General features: G+C 57.7%; 15 protein-coding genes and 1 pseudogene. 9 read left to right on the top strand and 7 right to left on the bottom strand.

What is annotated here, in order from left to right; all coding sequences use genetic code 11:
* The first annotated feature begins 33 nt into the window (after nt 1-33).
* The 7 genes and pseudogenes from ASD46_RS16125 to ASD46_RS16095 all read left to right on the top strand — a co-directional run bounded on the left by ASD46_RS16125 (nt 34) and on the right by ASD46_RS16095 (nt 6,512).
* Nucleotides 34-618 carry a nicotinate-nucleotide adenylyltransferase gene (locus ASD46_RS16125; protein ID WP_075807713.1) on the top strand — a complete coding sequence of 195 codons (585 nt, stop codon included), beginning with the start codon at nt 34-36 and terminating at the stop codon, nt 616-618.
* A 94-nt stretch (nt 619-712) separates the two neighbouring features.
* Nucleotides 713-1,157: pseudogene (gene rsfS / locus ASD46_RS16120) on the top strand (ribosome silencing factor).
* A 157-nt stretch (nt 1,158-1,314) separates the two neighbouring features.
* Nucleotides 1,315-1,797 (top strand): 23S rRNA (pseudouridine(1915)-N(3))-methyltransferase RlmH, encoded by a 483-nt coding sequence (gene rlmH / locus ASD46_RS16115; RefSeq protein ID WP_003516464.1) that lies wholly within the window; start codon nt 1,315-1,317, stop codon nt 1,795-1,797.
* A 159-nt stretch (nt 1,798-1,956) separates the two neighbouring features.
* Nucleotides 1,957-3,363 carry a murein hydrolase activator EnvC family protein gene (locus ASD46_RS16110; protein WP_035198824.1) on the top strand — a complete coding sequence of 469 codons (1,407 nt, stop codon included), beginning with the start codon at nt 1,957-1,959 and terminating at the stop codon, nt 3,361-3,363.
* Nucleotides 3,353-4,678, top strand: coding sequence for a S41 family peptidase (locus ASD46_RS16105; protein WP_003516467.1), 1,326 nt, complete (start codon nt 3,353-3,355; stop codon nt 4,676-4,678). The genes ASD46_RS16110 and ASD46_RS16105 overlap by 11 nt, the downstream gene beginning before the upstream one ends.
* Nucleotides 4,679-4,741: 63 nt before the next feature.
* Entirely contained in the window at nt 4,742-5,941 is a 1,200-nt protein-coding gene (locus ASD46_RS16100; protein ID WP_025594653.1) for a divergent polysaccharide deacetylase family protein, read from the top strand.
* A gap of 58 nt (nt 5,942-5,999) precedes the next feature.
* On the top strand, nt 6,000-6,512 hold the full coding sequence (locus ASD46_RS16095; RefSeq protein WP_029658814.1) for an RNA pyrophosphohydrolase: 513 nt from the start codon (nt 6,000-6,002) through the stop codon (nt 6,510-6,512).
* A 48-nt stretch (nt 6,513-6,560) separates the two neighbouring features.
* Here ASD46_RS16095 and bfr read toward each other — a convergent pair whose 3' ends face one another.
* The 4 genes from bfr to ASD46_RS16075 form a co-directional block, all read right to left on the bottom strand.
* Complete coding sequence (gene bfr / locus ASD46_RS16090; RefSeq protein WP_003516472.1) at nt 6,561-7,046, bottom strand: bacterioferritin; 486 nt, start codon at nt 7,044-7,046, stop codon at nt 6,561-6,563.
* Nucleotides 7,012-7,323 (bottom strand): bacterioferritin-associated ferredoxin, encoded by a 312-nt coding sequence (locus tag ASD46_RS26590; RefSeq protein ID WP_013636971.1) that lies wholly within the window; start codon nt 7,321-7,323, stop codon nt 7,012-7,014. The genes bfr and ASD46_RS26590 overlap by 35 nt, the downstream gene beginning before the upstream one ends.
* Before the next feature lie 262 nt (nt 7,324-7,585).
* The gene (phbB, locus tag ASD46_RS16080; RefSeq protein WP_035198822.1) at nt 7,586-8,311 is read right to left on the bottom strand and encodes an acetoacetyl-CoA reductase; all 726 of its coding nucleotides are present in this window, start codon (nt 8,309-8,311) and stop codon (nt 7,586-7,588) included.
* Between the two features lie 127 nt (nt 8,312-8,438).
* Entirely contained in the window at nt 8,439-9,617 is a 1,179-nt protein-coding gene (locus tag ASD46_RS16075; protein WP_025594649.1) for an acetyl-CoA C-acetyltransferase, read from the bottom strand.
* 241 nt (nt 9,618-9,858) lie between these two features.
* Here ASD46_RS16075 and phaR point away from each other — a divergent pair, with 241 nt between their 5' ends.
* Nucleotides 9,859-10,434 (top strand): polyhydroxyalkanoate synthesis repressor PhaR, encoded by a 576-nt coding sequence (gene phaR / locus ASD46_RS16070; RefSeq protein WP_003516476.1) that lies wholly within the window; start codon nt 9,859-9,861, stop codon nt 10,432-10,434.
* 51 nt (nt 10,435-10,485) lie between these two features.
* Here the strand turns inward: phaR and ASD46_RS16065 are convergent, their stop codons facing one another.
* Together ASD46_RS16065 and ASD46_RS16060 are read right to left on the bottom strand one after the other, a co-directional pair.
* Nucleotides 10,486-11,862, bottom strand: a complete 1,377-nt coding sequence (locus ASD46_RS16065; protein ID WP_025594647.1) for an MFS transporter — start codon at nt 11,860-11,862, stop codon at nt 10,486-10,488.
* A 106-nt stretch (nt 11,863-11,968) separates the two neighbouring features.
* Nucleotides 11,969-16,729, bottom strand: coding sequence for an NAD-glutamate dehydrogenase (locus ASD46_RS16060; RefSeq protein ID WP_060642522.1), 4,761 nt, complete (start codon nt 16,727-16,729; stop codon nt 11,969-11,971).
* A gap of 541 nt (nt 16,730-17,270) precedes the next feature.
* On the opposite strand from ASD46_RS16060, the gene ASD46_RS16055 reads away from it, so the two are divergent.
* Entirely contained in the window at nt 17,271-17,840 is a 570-nt protein-coding gene (locus tag ASD46_RS16055) for a CarD family transcriptional regulator (RefSeq protein ID WP_003492641.1), read from the top strand.
* 62 nt (nt 17,841-17,902) lie between these two features.
* Here ASD46_RS16055 and ASD46_RS16050 read toward each other — a convergent pair whose 3' ends face one another.
* Nucleotides 17,903-18,406: a L,D-transpeptidase family protein gene (locus ASD46_RS16050; RefSeq protein ID WP_029658813.1), complete on the bottom strand. Its 504-nt coding sequence runs from the start codon at nt 18,404-18,406 to the stop codon at nt 17,903-17,905.
* Between the last annotated feature and the right edge of the window lie 110 nt (nt 18,407-18,516).

The raw sequence follows: 18,516 nt of genomic DNA, 5'->3' as shown, positions 1-18,516 counted from the left end.
GTCGAAACACGCCTCGACAGACGTTATCTCACCATGCCGCATGCGGAGCGCGGCATGGTCGTCGGGCTGTTTGGCGGCTCCTTCAATCCGCCGCATGCCGGCCATGCCCTTGTTGCCGAAATAGCGCTTCGCAGGCTGGGTCTAGACCAGCTCTGGTGGATGGTGACGCCAGGCAATCCGCTGAAAAGCCGCTCGGAACTGGCGTCTCTGGAGGATCGTATCGCTGCCTGCGAAAGGCTGGTCAGCGATCCCCGCATCAAGGTGACGGCTTTTGAAAAATCGCTGGGGATCAGCTACACGGCCAATACGCTTGCCAAGGTGAAAGCAAAAAATCCGCATGTCCGTTTCATCTGGATCATGGGAGCCGACAATCTGAAAAGCTTCCATCGCTGGCAACAATGGCGAAGGATCGCCGAGACCTTTCCGATTGCGGTGATCGACCGGCCGGGTTCCACCCTCTCCTACCTCTCCTCCACCATGGCGCAGGCTTATAGCCAGGCGCGGATCGATGAGGATGATGCGGGAGTTTTGTGGAAAAAAAAGGCACCTGCCTGGGTCTTTATCCATGGTCCGCGTTCCACGCTCAGTTCGACGGCGCTCCGCAATAATCACAAATGATGTATGCGACAGCCGTTGAAGGCTCCATATCTTGAAAAGTTAATGCTTTGGTGCCACCTTAATCTGGTGACGCACAGATTCGCGTCGCCAGTGCCTGCTTTGTCATTCTTGGAAAGGGAAAACCTCTGACAACAGTACACGCCAAGGGAAGAGCATTTGTTGCTATCCCGAAGGGTCAGGACAGTGGCGCCGATGCCGCCGACCACGCCCTCGAAACCGTCCTCGCGAGCCTCGAGGACTCCAAGGCTGAAGATATCGTATCTCTCGACATTGCCGGAAAATCGGCGCTTGCGGACTACATGGTGGTGGTCTCCGGGCGATCGAACAGGCATGTCTCGGCGATCTGCGAGCATCTTCTCAAGGATATGAAGGATGAAGGGTTTGGAAGCGCCCGCGTCGAAGGTCTGGAGACCGGAGATTGGGTGCTGATCGATACCGGCGATATCATCGTTCATGTGTTCCGTCCGGAAATCCGTGTCTTCTACAACATTGAAAAAATGTGGGCGACGCCGGAAATGCCGGAAGACACGCTGCATTGATGCGGTGAGCCTTTGACGTCGCACATCGGGCCTCCCGAATATCATTTTGATTTCGGGTCGATGTGTGTGGTCGGAAAGCAAGCCGGCCGCATAGGAATCCGTAGGCTATGCTGTTAAGAGCGTGACCCTGTTCGGTCACGATGGATGCAGGTTTGCGATGCGGATTTCGATTTTTGCGGTGGGACGGCTGAAATCCGGCCCGGAAAAGGATCTTGCGACCCGTTATATCGAACGCCTTGCCAAGACCGGCCCGGCGATCGGGTTGGAGTTTTCGCGCGTGATCGAGGTCGCGGAAAGCCGGGCATCGAACGCGGAGACGCGCAAGCGCGAAGAAGCGGCGATGCTGGAAAAACATCTGGCTGATGGTACTGTGCTCGTGCTGCTGGACGAGCGCGGCAAGGCGCTGGATAGCCCGGCCTTTGCCTCGTTTTTTGGCGATCTGCGTGATAGCGGCAAGCGCGACCTCGTGATCGCGATTGGTGGCGCCGACGGCCTAGATCCTGCACTTTACGACAGAGCGGCGGCCGTTCTTAATCTCGGCAAGCTCACATGGCCGCACCAGATCGTTCGTATTCTGATCGCCGAACAGCTTTACCGCGCCGTCACCATCCTCTCCGGTCATCCCTATCATCGCGTTTGAGCGTGATCTTCATGTGGAAAATTGTCTCAATTTCAACATGAAGCTTCGCGAGACGGAAAGGCGTGAAGGCTTTGAAGCCAGCCTGTTTCTGGCCTCTTGGAAGATTGGGGCAAAATCCCTAGTATCGGCGCTCCTGCTTCGGCATCAAAGAAAGTTCAAATGGACAAGAGGTCTCAACGAAAACGCCACGCTGCCCTTGCGGGCGCGGTTTTCGCTGTCCTTGTCCTGGGGATTTCCCCCGTTGAACGCGCCTTTTCGCGCGATGATGCGGGTGCCGCGCCTGCTGGTGAGGGTGATACGTCGCCGGAGGCGCTTCAGACGCTGGAAAAGCGCCGTGATCAGAACCGCCAGGATTTGGAAGAGCTGGTCGACAGCATCGGACTTTCGGAAGACAAGACCCGAAATCTCGAAGAAAGCATTGCTTCCCTTAATCAGGATAGCGCCCGTATCCGCGACGAGCTGATAGCATCGGCTGCGCGCCGCAAGGCGCTGGAAACCAAGATCAGCGATGGCGAGGATCGTCTGGCCAAGCTTTCGGTCCGCGAAGATGGCGTCAAGGCATCACTGCGCGAGAGGCGTGGTGTGCTGGCGGAGGTTCTGGCGGCGCTGCAGCGTATGGGCAGAAACCCTCCCCCCGCCCTTCTCGTTTCGCCTGATGATGCGCTGGCCTCGGTGCGCAGCGCCATTCTTCTCGGCGCCGTCGTGCCCGGCATTCGCGGTGAGACCGACAAGCTGGTTTCTGCTCTCAAAGAATTGACCGACGTCAGGCAGGCAATCGCTCGCGAAAAGGACGATCTTACGGGTATGATGACGGCAAGTCTGGAAGAGGAGAAACGCCTCGACCTGCTGCTTGCTGAAAACGACCGCAGAAATTCGCAGACGGCCGCGGCGCTGGAGGCGGAACGCAAGCGATCCGAGGAGCTTGCAAGCAAGGCGACCAGCCTCGAGGGTCTGGTCGGTTCGCTTGAAAGTGAGATCAGTTCGGTGCGGGAAGCCATGGAAAGGGCGCGTGCGGAAGAGCAGCGCGTGGCCCGTCTTTCCGAAGCGGAACGTGAGAAGGAGCGTGCCGCAGCCGAGGCGGGAATGCCCGATAAAAACCGTATTGCGCCCGCATATCCCTTCGCGAGTTTGAAGGCAAAGCTGGACCTGCCGGTGGCTGGAGATGTGTTGCGCCGGTTCGGCGATGCGGATGGTACGGGCCACTTTTCCAAGGGAATTGTCGTCGCGACCGGGCCCGAGGCCATCGTGACGGCACCCGCAGACGGCTTTGTTGTATTTGCTGGAGATTTTCGCAGTTACGGCCGAATGATCATCCTCAATACGGGTGACGGATACCATGTGGTCATGACGGGAATGGACAATGTGAGGACACGACAGGGAATGTTTGTGTTCTCCGGAGAGCCAATCGCCTCCATGGGTGCAAAAAGAGTAGCGAGTGCAGCAGCATTGGCGCTGGAAACCGACCGGCCAACGCTCTACATTGAGTTCAGGAAAGATGGTGTGCCGGTTGATTCCCAACCTTGGTGGACCGCAAAAAATACCGGAAGGGCGCACAATGATTCGTAAGGTTTCGCTTCTCCTTATCGGTGGGCTTATGGGCGCCACGGCGATGAGTGTGATTTATTCGGCGAGCATGCCGGCACAGGCGGCCGGGCCTTCGACCTATAAGGAACTGTCAATCTTTGGCGACGTGTTCGAACGTGTGCGTGCGCAATATGTGACGCCGCCGGATGACGAGAAGCTGGTCGAAAATGCCATCAACGGCATGCTCAGCTCGCTTGATCCGCATTCGAGCTTCATGAATGCCAAGGACGCCAACGACATGCGCACCCAGACCAAGGGTGAGTTCGGCGGTCTCGGCATCGAAGTGACCATGGAAAATGAACTGGTCAAAGTCATCTCGCCGATGGACGACACGCCGGCTTCGCGCGCAGGCATTCTTGCCGGCGACTATATTTCGGAAATCGACGGTACGCCGGTTCGCGGTCTGAAGCTGGAGCAGGCGGTCGAGAAGATGCGCGGCGCGGTCAAGACGCCGATCAAACTGACGATCATCCGCCAGGGCGCCGACAAACCGCTCGAATTCACCGTCATGCGTGATGTCATTGCCGTACGCGCGGTCAAGTCCCGTGTCGAGGGCGATGTCGGTTATCTTCGCGTCATCTCATTTACCGAGAAGACCTATGACGATCTCGAAAAGGCGATCAAGAAGATCAAGACGGATGTGCCGGCTGACAAGCTGAAGGGCTACGTGCTCGATCTGCGTCTCAACCCCGGTGGTCTGCTCGATCAGGCGATCAATGTTTCCGACGCCTTCCTCCAGCGTGGCGAAGTCGTTTCGACCCGTGGCCGTAACCCGGACGAGACCCGCCGCTTCAATGCGACAGCTGGCGATCTGACCGATGGCAAGCCGGTTATCGTGCTCATCAACGGTGGCTCTGCTTCGGCGTCTGAAATCGTCGCCGGTGCGCTGCAGGATCTGCGTCGCGCGACTGTGGTCGGCACGCGCTCTTTCGGCAAGGGTTCGGTCCAGACGATCATCCCGCTCGGCGAGGCCGGCGCGCTGCGTCTGACCACGGCGCTTTATTACACGCCGTCTGGCAAATCGATCCAGGGCACAGGCATTACGCCTGATATCAAGGTCGAACAGCCGCTGCCGCCGGAATTGCAGGGCCGCGTCACGACAGAAGGTGAATCCAGCCTGACCGGCCATATAAAGGGCCAGAGCGAAACGGACGAAGGTTCGGGTTCTTCTGCTTACGTTCCGCCGGAAGCCAAGGACGATATCCAGCTGAATTATGCGCTGGACCTGTTGCGCGGTGCCAAGACCGATCCGTCGTTCCCGCCGAACCCGGACAAGGCTGTGGTCAACAAGCAGTAAGATGGATGCGCCGGCCAGCCGGCGCATTTTCTCGATTGCCTAACCGTTTGGACGGATCGTTCATTGCCTTCTGACCTGCGAAAACCGCTTCTGGGTCGACAGAAAAAAAGCGCCGGTATCAACCGGCGCTTTTCCGTCATTATGGTTCTGTCCGCGCTTGCAGTTCTGACGATCGGCGGGCTTTCCGTCTATACGGCCCTGTCTCCCGGCAATCTCCAGAAGACGGCTTCCGGGCCGGACACCCAGCCCCAGCTCCCCGAAGATGCTCCGAAAACGGCAGCAGCCGATGTGGCGGATCCCAACGATACGGCTGGTCTGAAGCCGGAAAGCGGCCGCTCCGGCGCCAATATAAATCGGGCGACGATGCCGGATGGCAATGTGGTATCGGTCTATTCTCCTCGCCCCCGTGACAGCGACGGACCGGTGCTGATGAGCGGCCAGACCTACGGTCAGGATCCGCGCATGGCCACGCGGCCGAATGATGCATTGCTGGAAGAAACCGCATTCGGCAGATTGCCCGTCGTCGGTGCCGATGGTTTGCGGCCGATGGAGCAATATGCCCGGCCGTGGTCCGGCGCACGCGGCACCCGGGTGGCGATCGTGGTCGGTGGTCTCGGCCTCAGCCAGACGGGTTCGCAAAAGGCGATCCGGGAACTGCCGCCGGAGGTGACGCTCGGTTTTGCTGCAAGCGGCAACAGCCTGCAGCGCTGGATGCAGGAAGCACGCCGTGAGGGGCATGAAATCCTTCTCCAGATACCGCTGGAGCCCTTCGGGTATCCCGGCACCAATCCCGGCCCGGACACGCTGCTGGCGGGCGATCCCGCGAAGGTCAATATCGACCGGCTGCATCGCTCCATGGCGAAAATTACCAATTATACTGGCATCATGAATTATCTCGGCGGGCGTTTCCTTTCCGAGCAGGCGGCGCTCGAGCCGGTCATGCGCGATATCGGCAAGCGCGGGCTGCTTTTTCTGGACGATGCCTCTTCGGCGCAGTCGCTGAGCGGCGGGATTGCCAAAGCCATTTCCGCGCCGCAGGGCTTTGCCGATGTTCTGCTTGACGGTGAGGTCACCGAAGCCACTATCCTGCGCAAGCTGGACGAATTGGAGCGGATCGCGCGACGTAACGGTCAGGCGATCGGCGTTGCCTCGGCTTTTGACGAAAGCATCGCTGCAATCTCGAAGTGGTCGCGGGAGGCGGGCGGTCGCGGTATTGAGATCGTTGGTGTTTCTGCGCTTGTTTCGCAGCAGGCGGGGCAGTAAACCTTCTGCACGGCCATTCCTTAGCGCCTTTTCGGCGCGCAGACAGTGCGGGTTTCCAATGACAATCAAAGCAGAAGATTTGCCTTACCGTCCCTGTGCGGGGATTATGGTTCTGAACGCCGAAGGCCTTGTCTGGGCCGGCCGGCGCATCAGCGAAGGCAATTCGGAATATGACGGTTCACCGCAATTGTGGCAGATGCCGCAGGGCGGCATCGATGACGGTGAACGGCCTTTGACGGCCGCCATTCGCGAACTTTACGAAGAGACGGGGATGAAAACGGTGACGTTGCTGGCGGAAGCGAGCGACTGGATCCATTATGATCTGCCGCCCGAACTGATCGGCATCGGCCTGAGAGGCAAGTATCGCGGGCAGGCGCAACGCTGGTTTGCCTTCCGTTTCGATGGCGACGAAAGCGAAATCCAGATCGACCCACCTCCAACAGGGCATACGGCTGAATTCGACGCCTGGGACTGGAAGCCGATGGAAAGCCTGCCGGAGCTCATCGTGCCCTTCAAGCGCGCGGTCTACGAGAAAGTGGTTGCGGAATTCCGGCACCTTGCCGGCAAGTAATAAAAAAGGCGGCCACTGGCCGCCTTTTCTTTGGTCGATTGCGAAAGCTTATTCTGCTTCGTTGGCGGAATCGGCGTTGAGTTGGCCGTATTTTTCCGCACCGATCTTGCCGAGCAGTTCGAGCTGGGTCTCTAGGAAGTCGATGTGACCTTCCTCGTCGATCAGCAGGGCTTCGAACAGCTTCATCGAGACATAGTCTCCGGCCTCGGAACAGATGTCGCGCGATTTTTTGTAGGACGTCCGTGCGTCATATTCGCCCGCCAGATCGGCTTCGAGCACTTCCTTGACGTTCTGACCGATGCGCAGGGGAGCCAGGGTCTGGAGGTTGGGATGACCTTCCAGGAAAATGATACGATCGATGATCTTGTCGGCGTGCTGCATCTCTTCGATGGATTCCGCACGCTCCTTCTTTGCAAGCTTGGTGTAGCCCCAGTCATTCAGAAGTCGGTAGTGAAGCCAATACTGGTTTACCGCACCGAGTTCTAGAAAAAGGGCTTCGTTAAGCCGCTCGATGACTCTTGTGTCGCCTTTCAATGTCCGCTCTCCTGTTCTCTTCATGGAATCGCTTCAAGCGGGACATAAAATCAAAAACATCTGCTTCCGTCGAGTGGCGACGGGCGTGATATTCTTCAGTTGTCTGTATGATCAGGTCGACGACAGTCGGGAAACAGCCGCAGCAGCGGCCACGTTTTTCCATGGCATGATACACTTTTGCCGGAACGATAAGCTGCCAACAGTCCTCATCGAGGAGTTCGTTAATGACGTCCCGGATATCGTGGTCGGTGATGTAATTGCAGCTGCAAACCAGCATGATCGACTGCCTGTATGACGCAACACGTTGTTTTCGTTCTTAAACCAAAACAGGACACCCACTGTCAAGAAAAACCTCCGAGGATATCCGAAAGTGAACTCTGGATTCATTCTAAACTATACGAAAACTGTCGTATTTTCATTAGTTTAGCAGTTCCTATATTGCGGTATTTTTCGATCAAGTTTTTGTGCGTGGCGATATTACCAGGGCGGATATCACGAAAAGTTTACCTGCTTCCTTCCCGTTAGAAGGGGTCCCGATCTCAGGCGAAATATTGCCCGCCATTTGCGGTCATCGTGGAGCCGGTTATGAAACCAGCCTCGTCCGACACGAGAAACAGAACGCAGCGCGCGATTTCTTCCGGTTCGCCCAGGCGCCCGACCGGGATTTGCGGCACGATCCGCTCGGCCAGCACTTTCTCCGGTATAGCCCTCACCATCTCCGTGCCGATGTAACCGGGGCAGATGGCGTTGACGGTAATGTTGCGGCTTGCGCCTTCCTGGGCGAGCGCCTTGGTGAAGCCGATATCGCCAGCCTTTGAGGCGGAATAGTTGACTTGGCCAGCCTGGCCCTTCTGGCCATTGATGGAGGAAATATTGACGATGCGACCGAAGCCGCGGTCGCGCATACCCGGCCAGACGGGATGCGTCATGTTGAAGACGCCGGTGAGGTTGGTGTCGATCACCTCGCGCCATTGCTGCGGTGTCATCTTGTGAAACATCGCATCGCGGGTGATGCCGGCATTGTTGACGAGTACCTCGACGGGGCCGAAGGCCTCTTCAACCTGGGCTATGCCTTTCGCGCAGGCATCATAGTCTCGCACGTCCCATTGAAACGCGGGTATGCCGGTTTCTTTCTGGAAGGCCTCTGCCCTATCGGTCGTAAAGGCGTAATTGACGGCCACCTGGTAGCCGGCTGCCTGCAAGGCGCGGGCTATTGCTGCGCCTATGCCGCTTGTCCCGCCCGAAATCAACGCAACCCGGCTCATATGGCCTCCATTTCCTGAACTGTTTTAGCCGTGCTCAACGGCCACAGAAATGCGGCCAATGGGAGACCGCTTCTATCCTATTGGCCGCTGAACCGGAATTGCTTTTTGGAAGGCCGCACGGCGGTTTTCAGAGCGCCTCGATGCACATGGCAACACCCATGCCGCCGCCGATGCAGAGCGTTGCGAGGCCCTTCGATACGTTGCGGCGGCGCATCTCGAAAATCAGCGTGTTCAGCACACGGGCGCCGGATGCGCCAATCGGATGGCCGATGGCGATCGCACCGCCATTGACGTTGACGATATCAGGATCAAGACCAAGCTCACGCACGACAGCGCAGGACTGGGCGGCAAAGGCTTCGTTGGCCTCAACGAGGCCGATATCGCCGATCGACCAGCCTGCCTTGGCCAGCGCCTTGCGTGAGGCGGGGATGGGGCCGGTTCCCATGATCTGCGGATCGACACCCGCCGTCGCCCAGGAGGCGATGCGCGCCAGCGGTTTGATACCGCGCTTTGCCGCTTCCTGCTCCGACATCAAAAGTGTGGCAGCAGCGCCATCATTGAGGCCGGAGGCGTTGCCGGCCGTTACCGTGCCCTCCTTGTCGAAGGCGGGGCGCAGCTTTGCCATGGTTTCTAGCGAAACACCGGTACGGATGTGTTCGTCAGCTTCGATGATAATATCTGCCTTGCGGCCCTTGACCGTGACAGCCACGATCTCATCTGCAAAACGGCCGGCGCTCTGCGCGGCTTCGGCCTTGTTTTGCGATGCGACAGCGAACTGGTCCTGTTCATCACGGGAAAGCTGCCATTGCCGGGCGATGTTCTCGGCGGTTATGCCCATGTGGTAGCCGTAGAAGGCATCCGTCAGGCCGTCTTTCAGCATGGTGTCGATCATCTTGAAATCGCCCATCTTCACGCCGCCACGCAAATGGGCGCAATGGGGCGCCATAGACATGGATTCCTGCCCGCCGGCAATGATGATGGCCGCGTCGCCGGTAACGATCTGCTGCATGCCGAGTGCGACAGCGCGCAGGCCGGAACCGCATAGCTGATTGATGCCGAAGGCGGTTGCTTCCTGCGGAATGCCGGCTTTCATTGCCGCCTGCCGCGCCGGGTTCTGCCCTTCGCCTGCCGTCAACACCTGACCGAGGATGACCTCATCGATCTCATGGGCTGCGACACCGGCGCGCTCCAGGACGGCGTTGATGACGGTTGCCCCAAGCTCGTGGGCGGGCGTATTGGCAAAGCCACCATTGAAAGAACCGACGGCAGTGCGCGCAGCGCTGGCAATCACGATTGAAGGCGTCATCTGTTTCTCCTCACTTGCGGGCGGAGACTGGCAAAGCTTTGAATACAAGTCAAATGCCGAAAGTTGCTTTAAAAGATGTTGCTAAATCAAGCCGGAATCTTGCGGAAAATTGCTGCGCAAAAAACAAACTGTTGCGATGCACAAAACATTTGTCACGGGGCTTGTTTTGCGCATACACTTCGCGCGGGAAGAGCAATAACACCAAAAAACAAGAAAATACCATCATCGCGAGGAGGCGGGCATGGCAAAACACGACGGCGAAACAATCATTAAAAAATATGCCAACCGGCGGCTCTACAACACCGGAACCAGCACCTATGTGACGCTGGATGATCTGGCGCAGATGGTTAAACGCGGCGAGGACTTCAAGGTTCAGGACGCCAAATCATCCGAAGACATCACCCATGCGGTTCTGACGCAGATCATTGTTGAACAGGAAGCCAAAACCGGCAATACGCTTTTGCCAACGGCGTTTCTGCGGCAATTGATCTCCTATTACGGTGACCAAATGCAGATGGTCGTTCCGACATTTCTCGAACATTCGATGAAAACCTTTTCCGATCAGCAGAGCCAGATGCAGGAGCATATGGCCAAGGCGTTCGGTGACGGGTCGCTTGCGCGGAATTTCCAGGCTCCATTGCAAATGATGGAAGAGCAGATCCGCCGCAATACCGAACTGTTCCGGCAGGCAATGCAGGGGTTTACGCCTTTTGCAATGCCGCAGGCGCCCAAGGAAACGCGCAAGCCGAATGCATCCGAAATCGATGAGCTGAAGTCGCAGCTGCGCGCATTGCAGCAAAAACTCGATCAGCTCTGAAGGAGGCTGGAGCATTTCGAGTGAGACCCCTCAAATGCTCTCTCCGGTTCTTCAGTTTGCCGCCCGTTCCGGGACGCGCAGCAACAGAACAAACCCCAACCCCAGAAAAACGATGAGGGTGGCCATGCCGATATGTGCGGAGCCACTGAGGTAGGTTGCTATTGAAAAGGACAGCGTCGCCATGAAGCTGGTGGCGCGGCCCGATAGCGCATAGATGCCGAAATAGCGTCCCGCCTCGGCAATGGTGATGTTGCGCGCCAGATAGGAACGCGACGAGGCCTGAACGGGACCGAAGGCGAGGCCAATCAATATGCCATAGAGCAGATAGGCCTTTTCCGCGCCGGTTGCGAAGATACCGCCATTATCCGCTGTCGGCAATTGGATCCAGCCAAACAGTGTCGAGGCCTTTTCTGTCGAGACGATGCCGACCGTTGCGATGAGCAGAAGAACCAGGCTGATGAGGATGGTGATCCGCGAGCCAAGTTTCTGATCGACGCGCCCGGCCGCAAAGCAACCCACGATGGCGACGACGTTGAGCAGGATGCCGAAGAGGCCGATTTCCATCGTCGCCCAGCCGAACATTCCCGCCGCAAATACCCCACCCAGAATGAGCACGCCGTTGACGCCGTCCTGATAAAGCATACGTGCAATCAGGAACCGCAACAGGACGGGTCTGTCTCGAAGTTCGCGCAGGGTGGTCTTGAGCTCCGCAAGACCAGAGCGGATCGCCGCTCCGAAGGGTAGGCCCCTGTCCGCATCCGGGGTCAGCAGAAACATCGGCAGAATGAAGAGCAAATACCAGATTGCGGCTATCGGGCCGGTTATTCTGGCGTCCTCGCCGGTTGCGGGATCGAGACCGAAAAGCGGCTTGATACCGGCGATAGTCAGCCCTGTCTGTGGATTTGCGGCCAGAAGCGTCACCACGGCAATCAGCACCACCATGCCGCCGAGATAACCGAGCCCCCAGGCGAGATTGGAAATGCGTCCGACATTCTGCGGATTGGTCAGTCGCGGCATCATGGAATCGTTGAAGACGATCGAAAACTCCGCCGCGATGGATGCGAATATCATGCAGACGATGGGCAGGATGATCGGCGAACCCGGTGCTGCAAACCAGAGGAATAAAAGGCTGACGATCTTGATGGCGGCAAAAAAGGCGATCCACGGTTTGCGCGCGCCGGACTGGTCGGCAATGGAGCCGAGGATGGGCGAGAAGAGGGCGATGATGATCGAGGAGACCGTCGCCATATTGCTCCATGTCGCCTGCGCCGAAATAGGATCATCGGTGAGGCGGGCGACAAAGTAGGGTCCGAAAACGAAGGTCGTAACGACCGTGAAAAAGGGCTGTGCCGCCCAATCGAACATGACCCAGCCCCAGATGCCGCGTTTGGCAACCACTGTTTCCGCATTTGGGGAGGGGACAGTCATTCATCGTCCTATCGGATATGGGGGATAAAATGCGTGATGCCGGCGCAAACGCTTCATTTATGGCCATCCGGGCCAGTCACCCGGATGGCGTTTGTCGAATGGTCGATCAGCGCGTCTGAACGATATCACCAAGCAGCCCTGCCGCCACTGTCAGGCGGGCGAGGTTGGTATCGCCGCTTTCGCTCAGTGCACCGAGTTCCGAGACGATGCGATTGACGCGCACGCGGTCGGCCGCATACCAGGCCTGAACCGGGTCCTTTTCCTTCGCATACTCGGTGAGGGCCGAGATGACGATCCGGCGTCTCGACGAGGCGATCTGGTCCTGGCTGCGCAGGAGAGCCAGGCTCTCGTAGTGATCGGCCGGTGTGATGCGCTGGCTTGCATCCAGCAGACGCGCGACGCGGAAGGTCGAGGAGACCGTGGCGTAGCTTTCGGCGGCACGGGCAAGCGTCGTGCCCGCATTTTCGGCGATACGCATGATTTCAGGCACATAGACCAGCAGGGAAAGCGTATCCAGCTCCTCCAGAAGGCCAGAGGGAACACCGTCGATTTCCGTGACGCCGAGCTCGCGGCGATATTTCGCCGCTGCCGGCGATAGCGTCTTGATGGCAGTTTTCAGGCGCTCGATTTCGGTTGCCATGTCGCTCGTTCCAGCGCCCACGCTCCCGGTTTGCAAATAAAGCCTGCTTGCATCGGAGTAGATGCGGGTGATCGTGGCATAAAGTCCGTTCTGGACTTCTCCGCCGATCTTTCCGTCGAGCGCGTCGACCTCGCTCCAAAGACGTTTGAGGCCGAAACCATCCTCCACGATCACCGCTGCCTTGACGACATCAGCCGACAGGAGGCCGCTCGCATCGGCGAGTTTCTGCACGAAGCCAGGGCCGCCGCGGTTTACCACGGCATTGGCGAGCGCTGTCGCAACGATTTCGCGGTGCAGGCGATGCGCCTTGATATCGTCTGCATAGTTCTTCTGCATCTTGGCCGGGAAATAGTCTGCGAGCAGATGCTGGAGATAGGGTTCGTCGGGCAGCGGGCTTGCCACCAGAGCGTCGAACAGCGTCAGCTTGGCATAGGAAAGCAGCACGCCGATTTCCGGCCGGGTCAGCGGCTTGCCGGTGGCATATCTTTCGCTGAGCTCGGCATTGCTCGGCAAGGTTTCGACCTTGCGGTTCAGTTGGCCGGTTGCCTCCAGCGCGCTCATCAGGCGGCCGAGTTCTTCCCGGTTTGCAAGCCCAAGCCGCTCCGTCAGCGAGATTGCCAGCGATTGAAGGTAGTTGTTGCGCAGCACCAGCTGCGCCACTTCCGGCGTCATGGAGGCAAGAAGCTGGTTGCGCTTCGGCATCGTCAGGCGACCGCTATTGACCGCGGAGGCGAGGGCGATCTTGATATTGACCTCGACGTCGGAGGAATTCACGCCGGCCGAGTTGTCGATGGCGTCGGAATTGCAACGCCCACCCGCCAGCGCATAGGCGATACGGCCCTTCTGGGTAATGCCGAGATTGGCGCCTTCGCCGATGACCTTGGCGCGCAGCTCGGTGGCGTTGACGCGGATGGGGTCGTTCGCCCTGTCACCCACCTCGGCGTTGGTTTCCACCGCCGCCTTGATATAGGTGCCGATGCCGCCGAACCACAGAAGATCGGTTGGCGCCTTCAGAATGGCGGTCATGATCTCGAAGGGTGTAGCGACGGATTTGTCGATGCCGATGGCAGCGACGGCTTCCGGCGTCAGCGTCACCGATTTTTCGGAACGCGAGATGATCATTGCGCCTTTAGAGAGCGTCGAACGGTCGTAATCCTGCCAGCTTGAGCGTGGCAATTCGAAAAGCCGCTTGCGCTCAGCGAAGGATTTGTCGGTATCGGGATCCGGATCGATGAAGATATCGCGATGATCGAAGGCTGCGATCAGCCTGATCTTTTCCGATAGCAACATGCCGTTGCCGAAAACGTCGCCGGACATGTCGCCGACACCTGCCACTGTGAAGGGCGTGGTCTGGATGTCGGTGTCCATTTCGCGGAAATGACGCTTTACCGTTTCCCAGGCACCGCGCGCGGTGATGCCCATCTTCTTGTGGTCGTAACCGGCGGAACCACCCGATGCGAAGGCATCGTCCAGCCAGAAGCCGGCGTCGTGGGCAAGGCCGTTTGCCGTATCGGAGAATGTCGCGGTCCCCTTATCGGCGGCGACGACGAAATAGGGATCGTCACCATCAAGCCGCAACGTATCGGCCGGCGGTACGACGGCGTCGTCGACGATATTGTCGGTGATGGACAGAAGAGTGCGGATATAGGTCTTGTAGGCTTCACGGCCTGCATTGAAGACCTCGTCGCGGGAGCCGCCAACAGGCAGGTTCTTCGGGAAAAAGCCGCCCTTGGCGCCAACGGGAACGATCACCGCATTCTTGACCTGCTGCGCCTTGACGAGACCGAGCACTTCCGTGCGGTAATCCTGGCCGCGATCCGACCAGCGCAGACCGCCGCGCGCCACTTTGCCAAAGCGCAGATGCACGCCTTCTACTTCGGTTCCGTAGACGAAGATTTCGCGGAAGGGACGCGGATCGGGCAGGCCGTCCAGATGTTTGGGATCGAACTTGAACGCCAACAGGTCACGCGGCGTGCCATCGGTGTTTTTCTGGAAGTAGTTGGTACGAAGCGTGGCGTCGATGGCGTTGACATAACGCCGCAAGGTGCGGTCTTCGTCGAGATTGGGAACACCGCTCAATGCCGCTTCGATCGTCTTGTGCATCTCTGCCAGTTTCTTCAGCCGCTTCTTCTCGTCGATGGACGGATCGAAGCCAGCCTTGAACAGCGCGAAAATATTCCGTGAAATGGCCGGATATTTAAAGAGCGTTTCGGAAATATGCTCCTGGGAATAAACGATTCCGGTCTGGCGCAGATAACGCGCATAGGCGCGCAGGACGGACACTTCGCGCACGGTTAGGCCGCAGGCGAGGATCAGCCGGTTGAAGTTGTCATTATCGACCTTGCCGGAGAAGGCAGCAAGGAATGCTTCTTCGAGTTTCTGTCCGTATTGCGGCAGATCCAGCGTCACGCCCTTGGCGACGGCGAGTTCCATATCATGCAGCACGATATCGCGCTTTTCGCCATCCGAGATGACACCGATGTCGAAGGTGCGCTCACTGATGACGTTGAAACCGAGGTTTTCCAGCAGCGGCACACGGCGCGACAGTGGCAGATGGCCATCCCGATGGAAGATCTTCAGCGACAGCGTCTCAGCTGACTGGCCTTCCTGCTGGTAAAATTCGATGCGGACCGGCTCACCCTTCACAGTGGCCAGAATATCCGCCATGTCGCCAATCGCCTCTTCCGGCGTGAAGGCTTCCTGATAGGCCTGATCCACCTCCAGCACCGGCGCGCCAGGTTCGGAAAGGGCAACGAAATGGTCTATCCAGCGTGCTGCGATATCGCTGACGGCATCCTCCAGCTTGTCCTGCGCGATACGCGGCGTCTTGCCTTCCGTGCGGCCGACGATGAAATGGACGCGGGCGACAGCGCCTTCGGGGAAGGCCGGGTAATAGGCGGAAATATGCCCGTCATAGACCTTGCTAAGATAGTCGCCGATCTTCTCGCGCACATAGGAATTGTATTCCTCGCGCGGCACGAAGATGATGGCCGAGACGAAGCGGTCGAAACGGTCGATACGCGCAAGGACACGCACGCGTGGCCGGTCGCTCAGTTCCATGATTTGCTCGATGAAGCGGATCAGAAGATCCGTTTCGATCTGGAAGAGATCGTCGCGCGGATAGGCTTCCAGCGTGTTCTGCAGAATGCGGCCGGAGTGGCTGTTCGGATCAAAACCGAAATGCCGCTCGACATCCGCAATTTTGGCACGTAGCAGCGGGATGTGCTTTACCGAACGCGTATAGGCGGTGGCGGTGAAAAGGCCGACGATGCGCAATTCACCGATGACATTGCCGTCCTCGTCGAAGCGCTTGATGCCGATATAATCCATATAAGCGCGGCGATGCACGATGGACTTCACATTTGCCTTGGTGACGATGAGGAAATCCGGACCGTCGAGGAAGGCGAGGATTTCAGGCGTCGTCGTCACGGCGTCCTTGCCAAGGCGCAGCACGCGCACATCCGGATCGCTCAAACTGCCGAGGCCGACGCCGTCACCGCGTTCGATTTTCGCGTTCTTTCCCGTTCCGGAATAGGTGTAATCGCGCATGCCGAGGAAGGTGAAATTGTCGTTTCGAAGCCAGTTGAGAAACTCGACGGCTTCCGCGCGCTCGGTCTTGCGCCGCGAGGAGCCGCGTTTTGACAATTCGTCTAGGGCTTCGTCGAGTTTCGACAGCATGGGCCGCCAGTCTCTGTAGGCGGACTGAACCTGCGCCAGCACGAAACGCAATCTTTCTTCCAGCGCCGTTGCTGCCTGCTGGGTCAGTGGGGCGATGTGCAGCTGGATGAGGCTGATATTCCCGGTGGGATCGTCATCAGGCTCCGCAAGGCGATAACCCGCCTGCGCCGTTGCATCCGGCACCAGAATGGGGTGGACCGCGAGATAGAGGCCGCGATAGCTGCTTGTGACCTCACCCATGACGGAATCGTAGAGGAAGGGCATATTGCGGCCGATAATCGTCAGAACCGTTACCGGAATATCCCGCGGGGTGACGCCCTCCACCTGGGCGATGCTGATATGGGGCGCGTCTCCAGTCCAGCGCGAAAGAGCCTCGAAACTGTGCGCCGCGCTTGCGGCCAGCATTTCGGCGGAATAATATTCTATGTCGTCGGCGCTTGCTCTTCCATAGACTATACCCGGATCAAGAAATGGCGCGTTTTCGGCGATTGCCTGCTGTCGTGCTTTTTCGATCTGTTTTTCGCGTTTTGGATTATTTCTGTAGCCCATTTGATGTGGATTCCTCCAAAAATCACACTTTAACGTAAAAAAGCACCGTCAATTTGCGGATTTTGCCTTTTCATTCGAATCGGATATTGGCGTGTAATTACGAAGAGTTTAAGAGGCTTTCGTGTTTCTTCAGTTGGGAAGTGAAATTTTTTTGCTTCTTATACGGTAGGGACCGGTTACGAAGCATTTGACAGTATTCCGGTAGCCCATTTATAGGTGGTTCTTTGGCCGCCATGTGATGTTGCGGCCACGGTCGAAGCAAATTATTGATTTGTGCCTATTTTTGTGGTACACCAACGATACTGATCCACAGCGTGGCATTTGTGTGCCCAAAAACACCACGAAAGCAACACCTCTTTTGCACGCGGTTTCCGTGACATATCGAGCGTTTACGTTATCGAAGCCCGCAATGCGGGAAGGTGTGTTTTTGCGTGCACGGCTGGACCAGTGCGGAGTCACCTGACGGTTCCCCCGTCTCATCAGGGCCTGACCGACCCAACCCCGGCGTTGCCGGGTATGTAACAGGGAGTTTTTAGAACGAATGACGACCCAGCAGAAGAAATCTCCAGCACATCACGGTTTCAAAACCGGTGAAGCGATTGTGTATCCCGCTCATGGTGTCGGTACCATTTCTGCCATCGAGGAACAAGAAGTTGCCGGCATGAAGCTTGAGCTTTTTGTCATCGATTTCGAAAAAGACAAGATGCGTCTTAAAGTTCCCGTCGCTAAAGCCGTGAGCATCGGCATGCGCAAGCTTTCCGAAGGCGATTTTGTCGAGCGGGCGCTGAAAGTGGTGCAGGGCAAGGCGCGTGTGAAGCGTACCATGTGGTCGCGCCGCGCCCAGGAATATGATGCGAAAATCAATTCCGGCGATCTTATCGCGATTGCTGAAGTTGTGCGCGATCTTTACCGTGCGGAAAACCAGCCGGAGCAGTCCTATTCCGAGCGTCAGCTTTACGAAGCTGCTCTTGATCGCATGGCGCGCGAAATTGCTGCTGTCAACAAGATGTCTGAAACCGAGGCTGTTCGCCTGGTGGAAGTCAACCTTGCCAAAGGTCCGAAGCGCGGCAAGGCCGTCGAAGAGGACGATTCTCAGGAAGAAGCCGCGTAATCACCGGCTTTCTCCTTTTTTAAAAAAACCCGCCAAGAATGGCGGGTTTTTTTGTGCTTGATCTACAGGATGCGAATTTTCGTACCCTTGCGCATATAAGGCAGAATGCGCCTCATGTCGCGGGGATGGAGAGCGACGCAGCCGGCGGTCGGCTCATATCCCGGGCGGATCATATGCATGAAGATTGCCGAACCGCGGTTCCGACTTCTCGACGTGATGTTCCAATCGAGCACGAGGCAAACGTCATAAAGGCCGTCCTTTCGCATCATCTCCTCGTGGCTCAGTGCGAAAGGGGACTTGACCAACCTGTTGTAACTGGCGCTGCGTGGCTCGTCGCACCAAAGCATGGATTGCTGCGTCCGTTGCATCGGCAATGTCGTGGCGATGGCGGGGGTTCGGTCGCCGCGATAAAATCCGTGCAGCAGGCGCGCGACGGAAATCGGTGACTTTCCATCTCCCTCGCGTTTGAGCACGGTACGGCCGTTGCGCCCGATCGCTGCGGGAAAGGTGAGATGCCCGAGCTGAACGATGGCCCGGCTTATTTTCAAAGGCGCCGGCCGAACCATGAGCGTCGATGCGCGTTTATGTTGCTTTACGGGCTGTCTGCTCATGTTTTTCACGAGATTTTGCTTTGCAGGTTATCTAACGTGAAGTCATAGCACTTCGTAATATCATG

It is taken from the genome of Rhizobium sp. Root491 (assembly GCF_001427205.1).
In the GTDB taxonomy this organism is placed as follows: domain Bacteria; phylum Pseudomonadota; class Alphaproteobacteria; order Rhizobiales; family Rhizobiaceae; genus Agrobacterium; species Agrobacterium tumefaciens.
The sequence above is the reverse complement of the archived record's forward strand: the minus strand, read 5'-3'. Positions and strand labels throughout refer to the sequence as shown.

Excerpts from the sequence above, each read along its gene's own strand:
- ASD46_RS16125 (WP_075807713.1), top strand. The coding sequence starts at position 34 with ATGCCGCATGCGGAGCGCGGCATGGTCGTCGGGCTGTTTGGCGGCTCC.
- rlmH (WP_003516464.1), top strand. The coding sequence starts at position 1,315 with ATGCGGATTTCGATTTTTGCGGTGGGACGGCTGAAATCCGGCCCGGAA.
- ASD46_RS16110 (WP_035198824.1), top strand. The coding sequence starts at position 1,957 with ATGGACAAGAGGTCTCAACGAAAACGCCACGCTGCCCTTGCGGGCGCG.
- ASD46_RS16105 (WP_003516467.1), top strand. The coding sequence starts at position 3,353 with ATGATTCGTAAGGTTTCGCTTCTCCTTATCGGTGGGCTTATGGGCGCC.
- ASD46_RS16095 (WP_029658814.1), top strand. The coding sequence starts at position 6,000 with ATGACAATCAAAGCAGAAGATTTGCCTTACCGTCCCTGTGCGGGGATT.
- ASD46_RS26590 (WP_013636971.1), bottom strand. The coding sequence starts at position 7,323 with ATGCTGGTTTGCAGCTGCAATTACATCACCGACCACGATATCCGGGAC.
- phbB (WP_035198822.1), bottom strand. The coding sequence starts at position 8,311 with ATGAGCCGGGTTGCGTTGATTTCGGGCGGGACAAGCGGCATAGGCGCA.
- ASD46_RS16075 (WP_025594649.1), bottom strand. The coding sequence starts at position 9,617 with ATGACGCCTTCAATCGTGATTGCCAGCGCTGCGCGCACTGCCGTCGGT.
- phaR (WP_003516476.1), top strand. The coding sequence starts at position 9,859 with ATGGCAAAACACGACGGCGAAACAATCATTAAAAAATATGCCAACCGG.
- ASD46_RS16065 (WP_025594647.1), bottom strand. The coding sequence starts at position 11,862 with ATGACTGTCCCCTCCCCAAATGCGGAAACAGTGGTTGCCAAACGCGGC.
- ASD46_RS16060 (WP_060642522.1), bottom strand. The coding sequence starts at position 16,729 with ATGGGCTACAGAAATAATCCAAAACGCGAAAAACAGATCGAAAAAGCA.
- ASD46_RS16055 (WP_003492641.1), top strand. The coding sequence starts at position 17,271 with ATGACGACCCAGCAGAAGAAATCTCCAGCACATCACGGTTTCAAAACC.
- ASD46_RS16050 (WP_029658813.1), bottom strand. The coding sequence starts at position 18,406 with ATGGTTCGGCCGGCGCCTTTGAAAATAAGCCGGGCCATCGTTCAGCTC.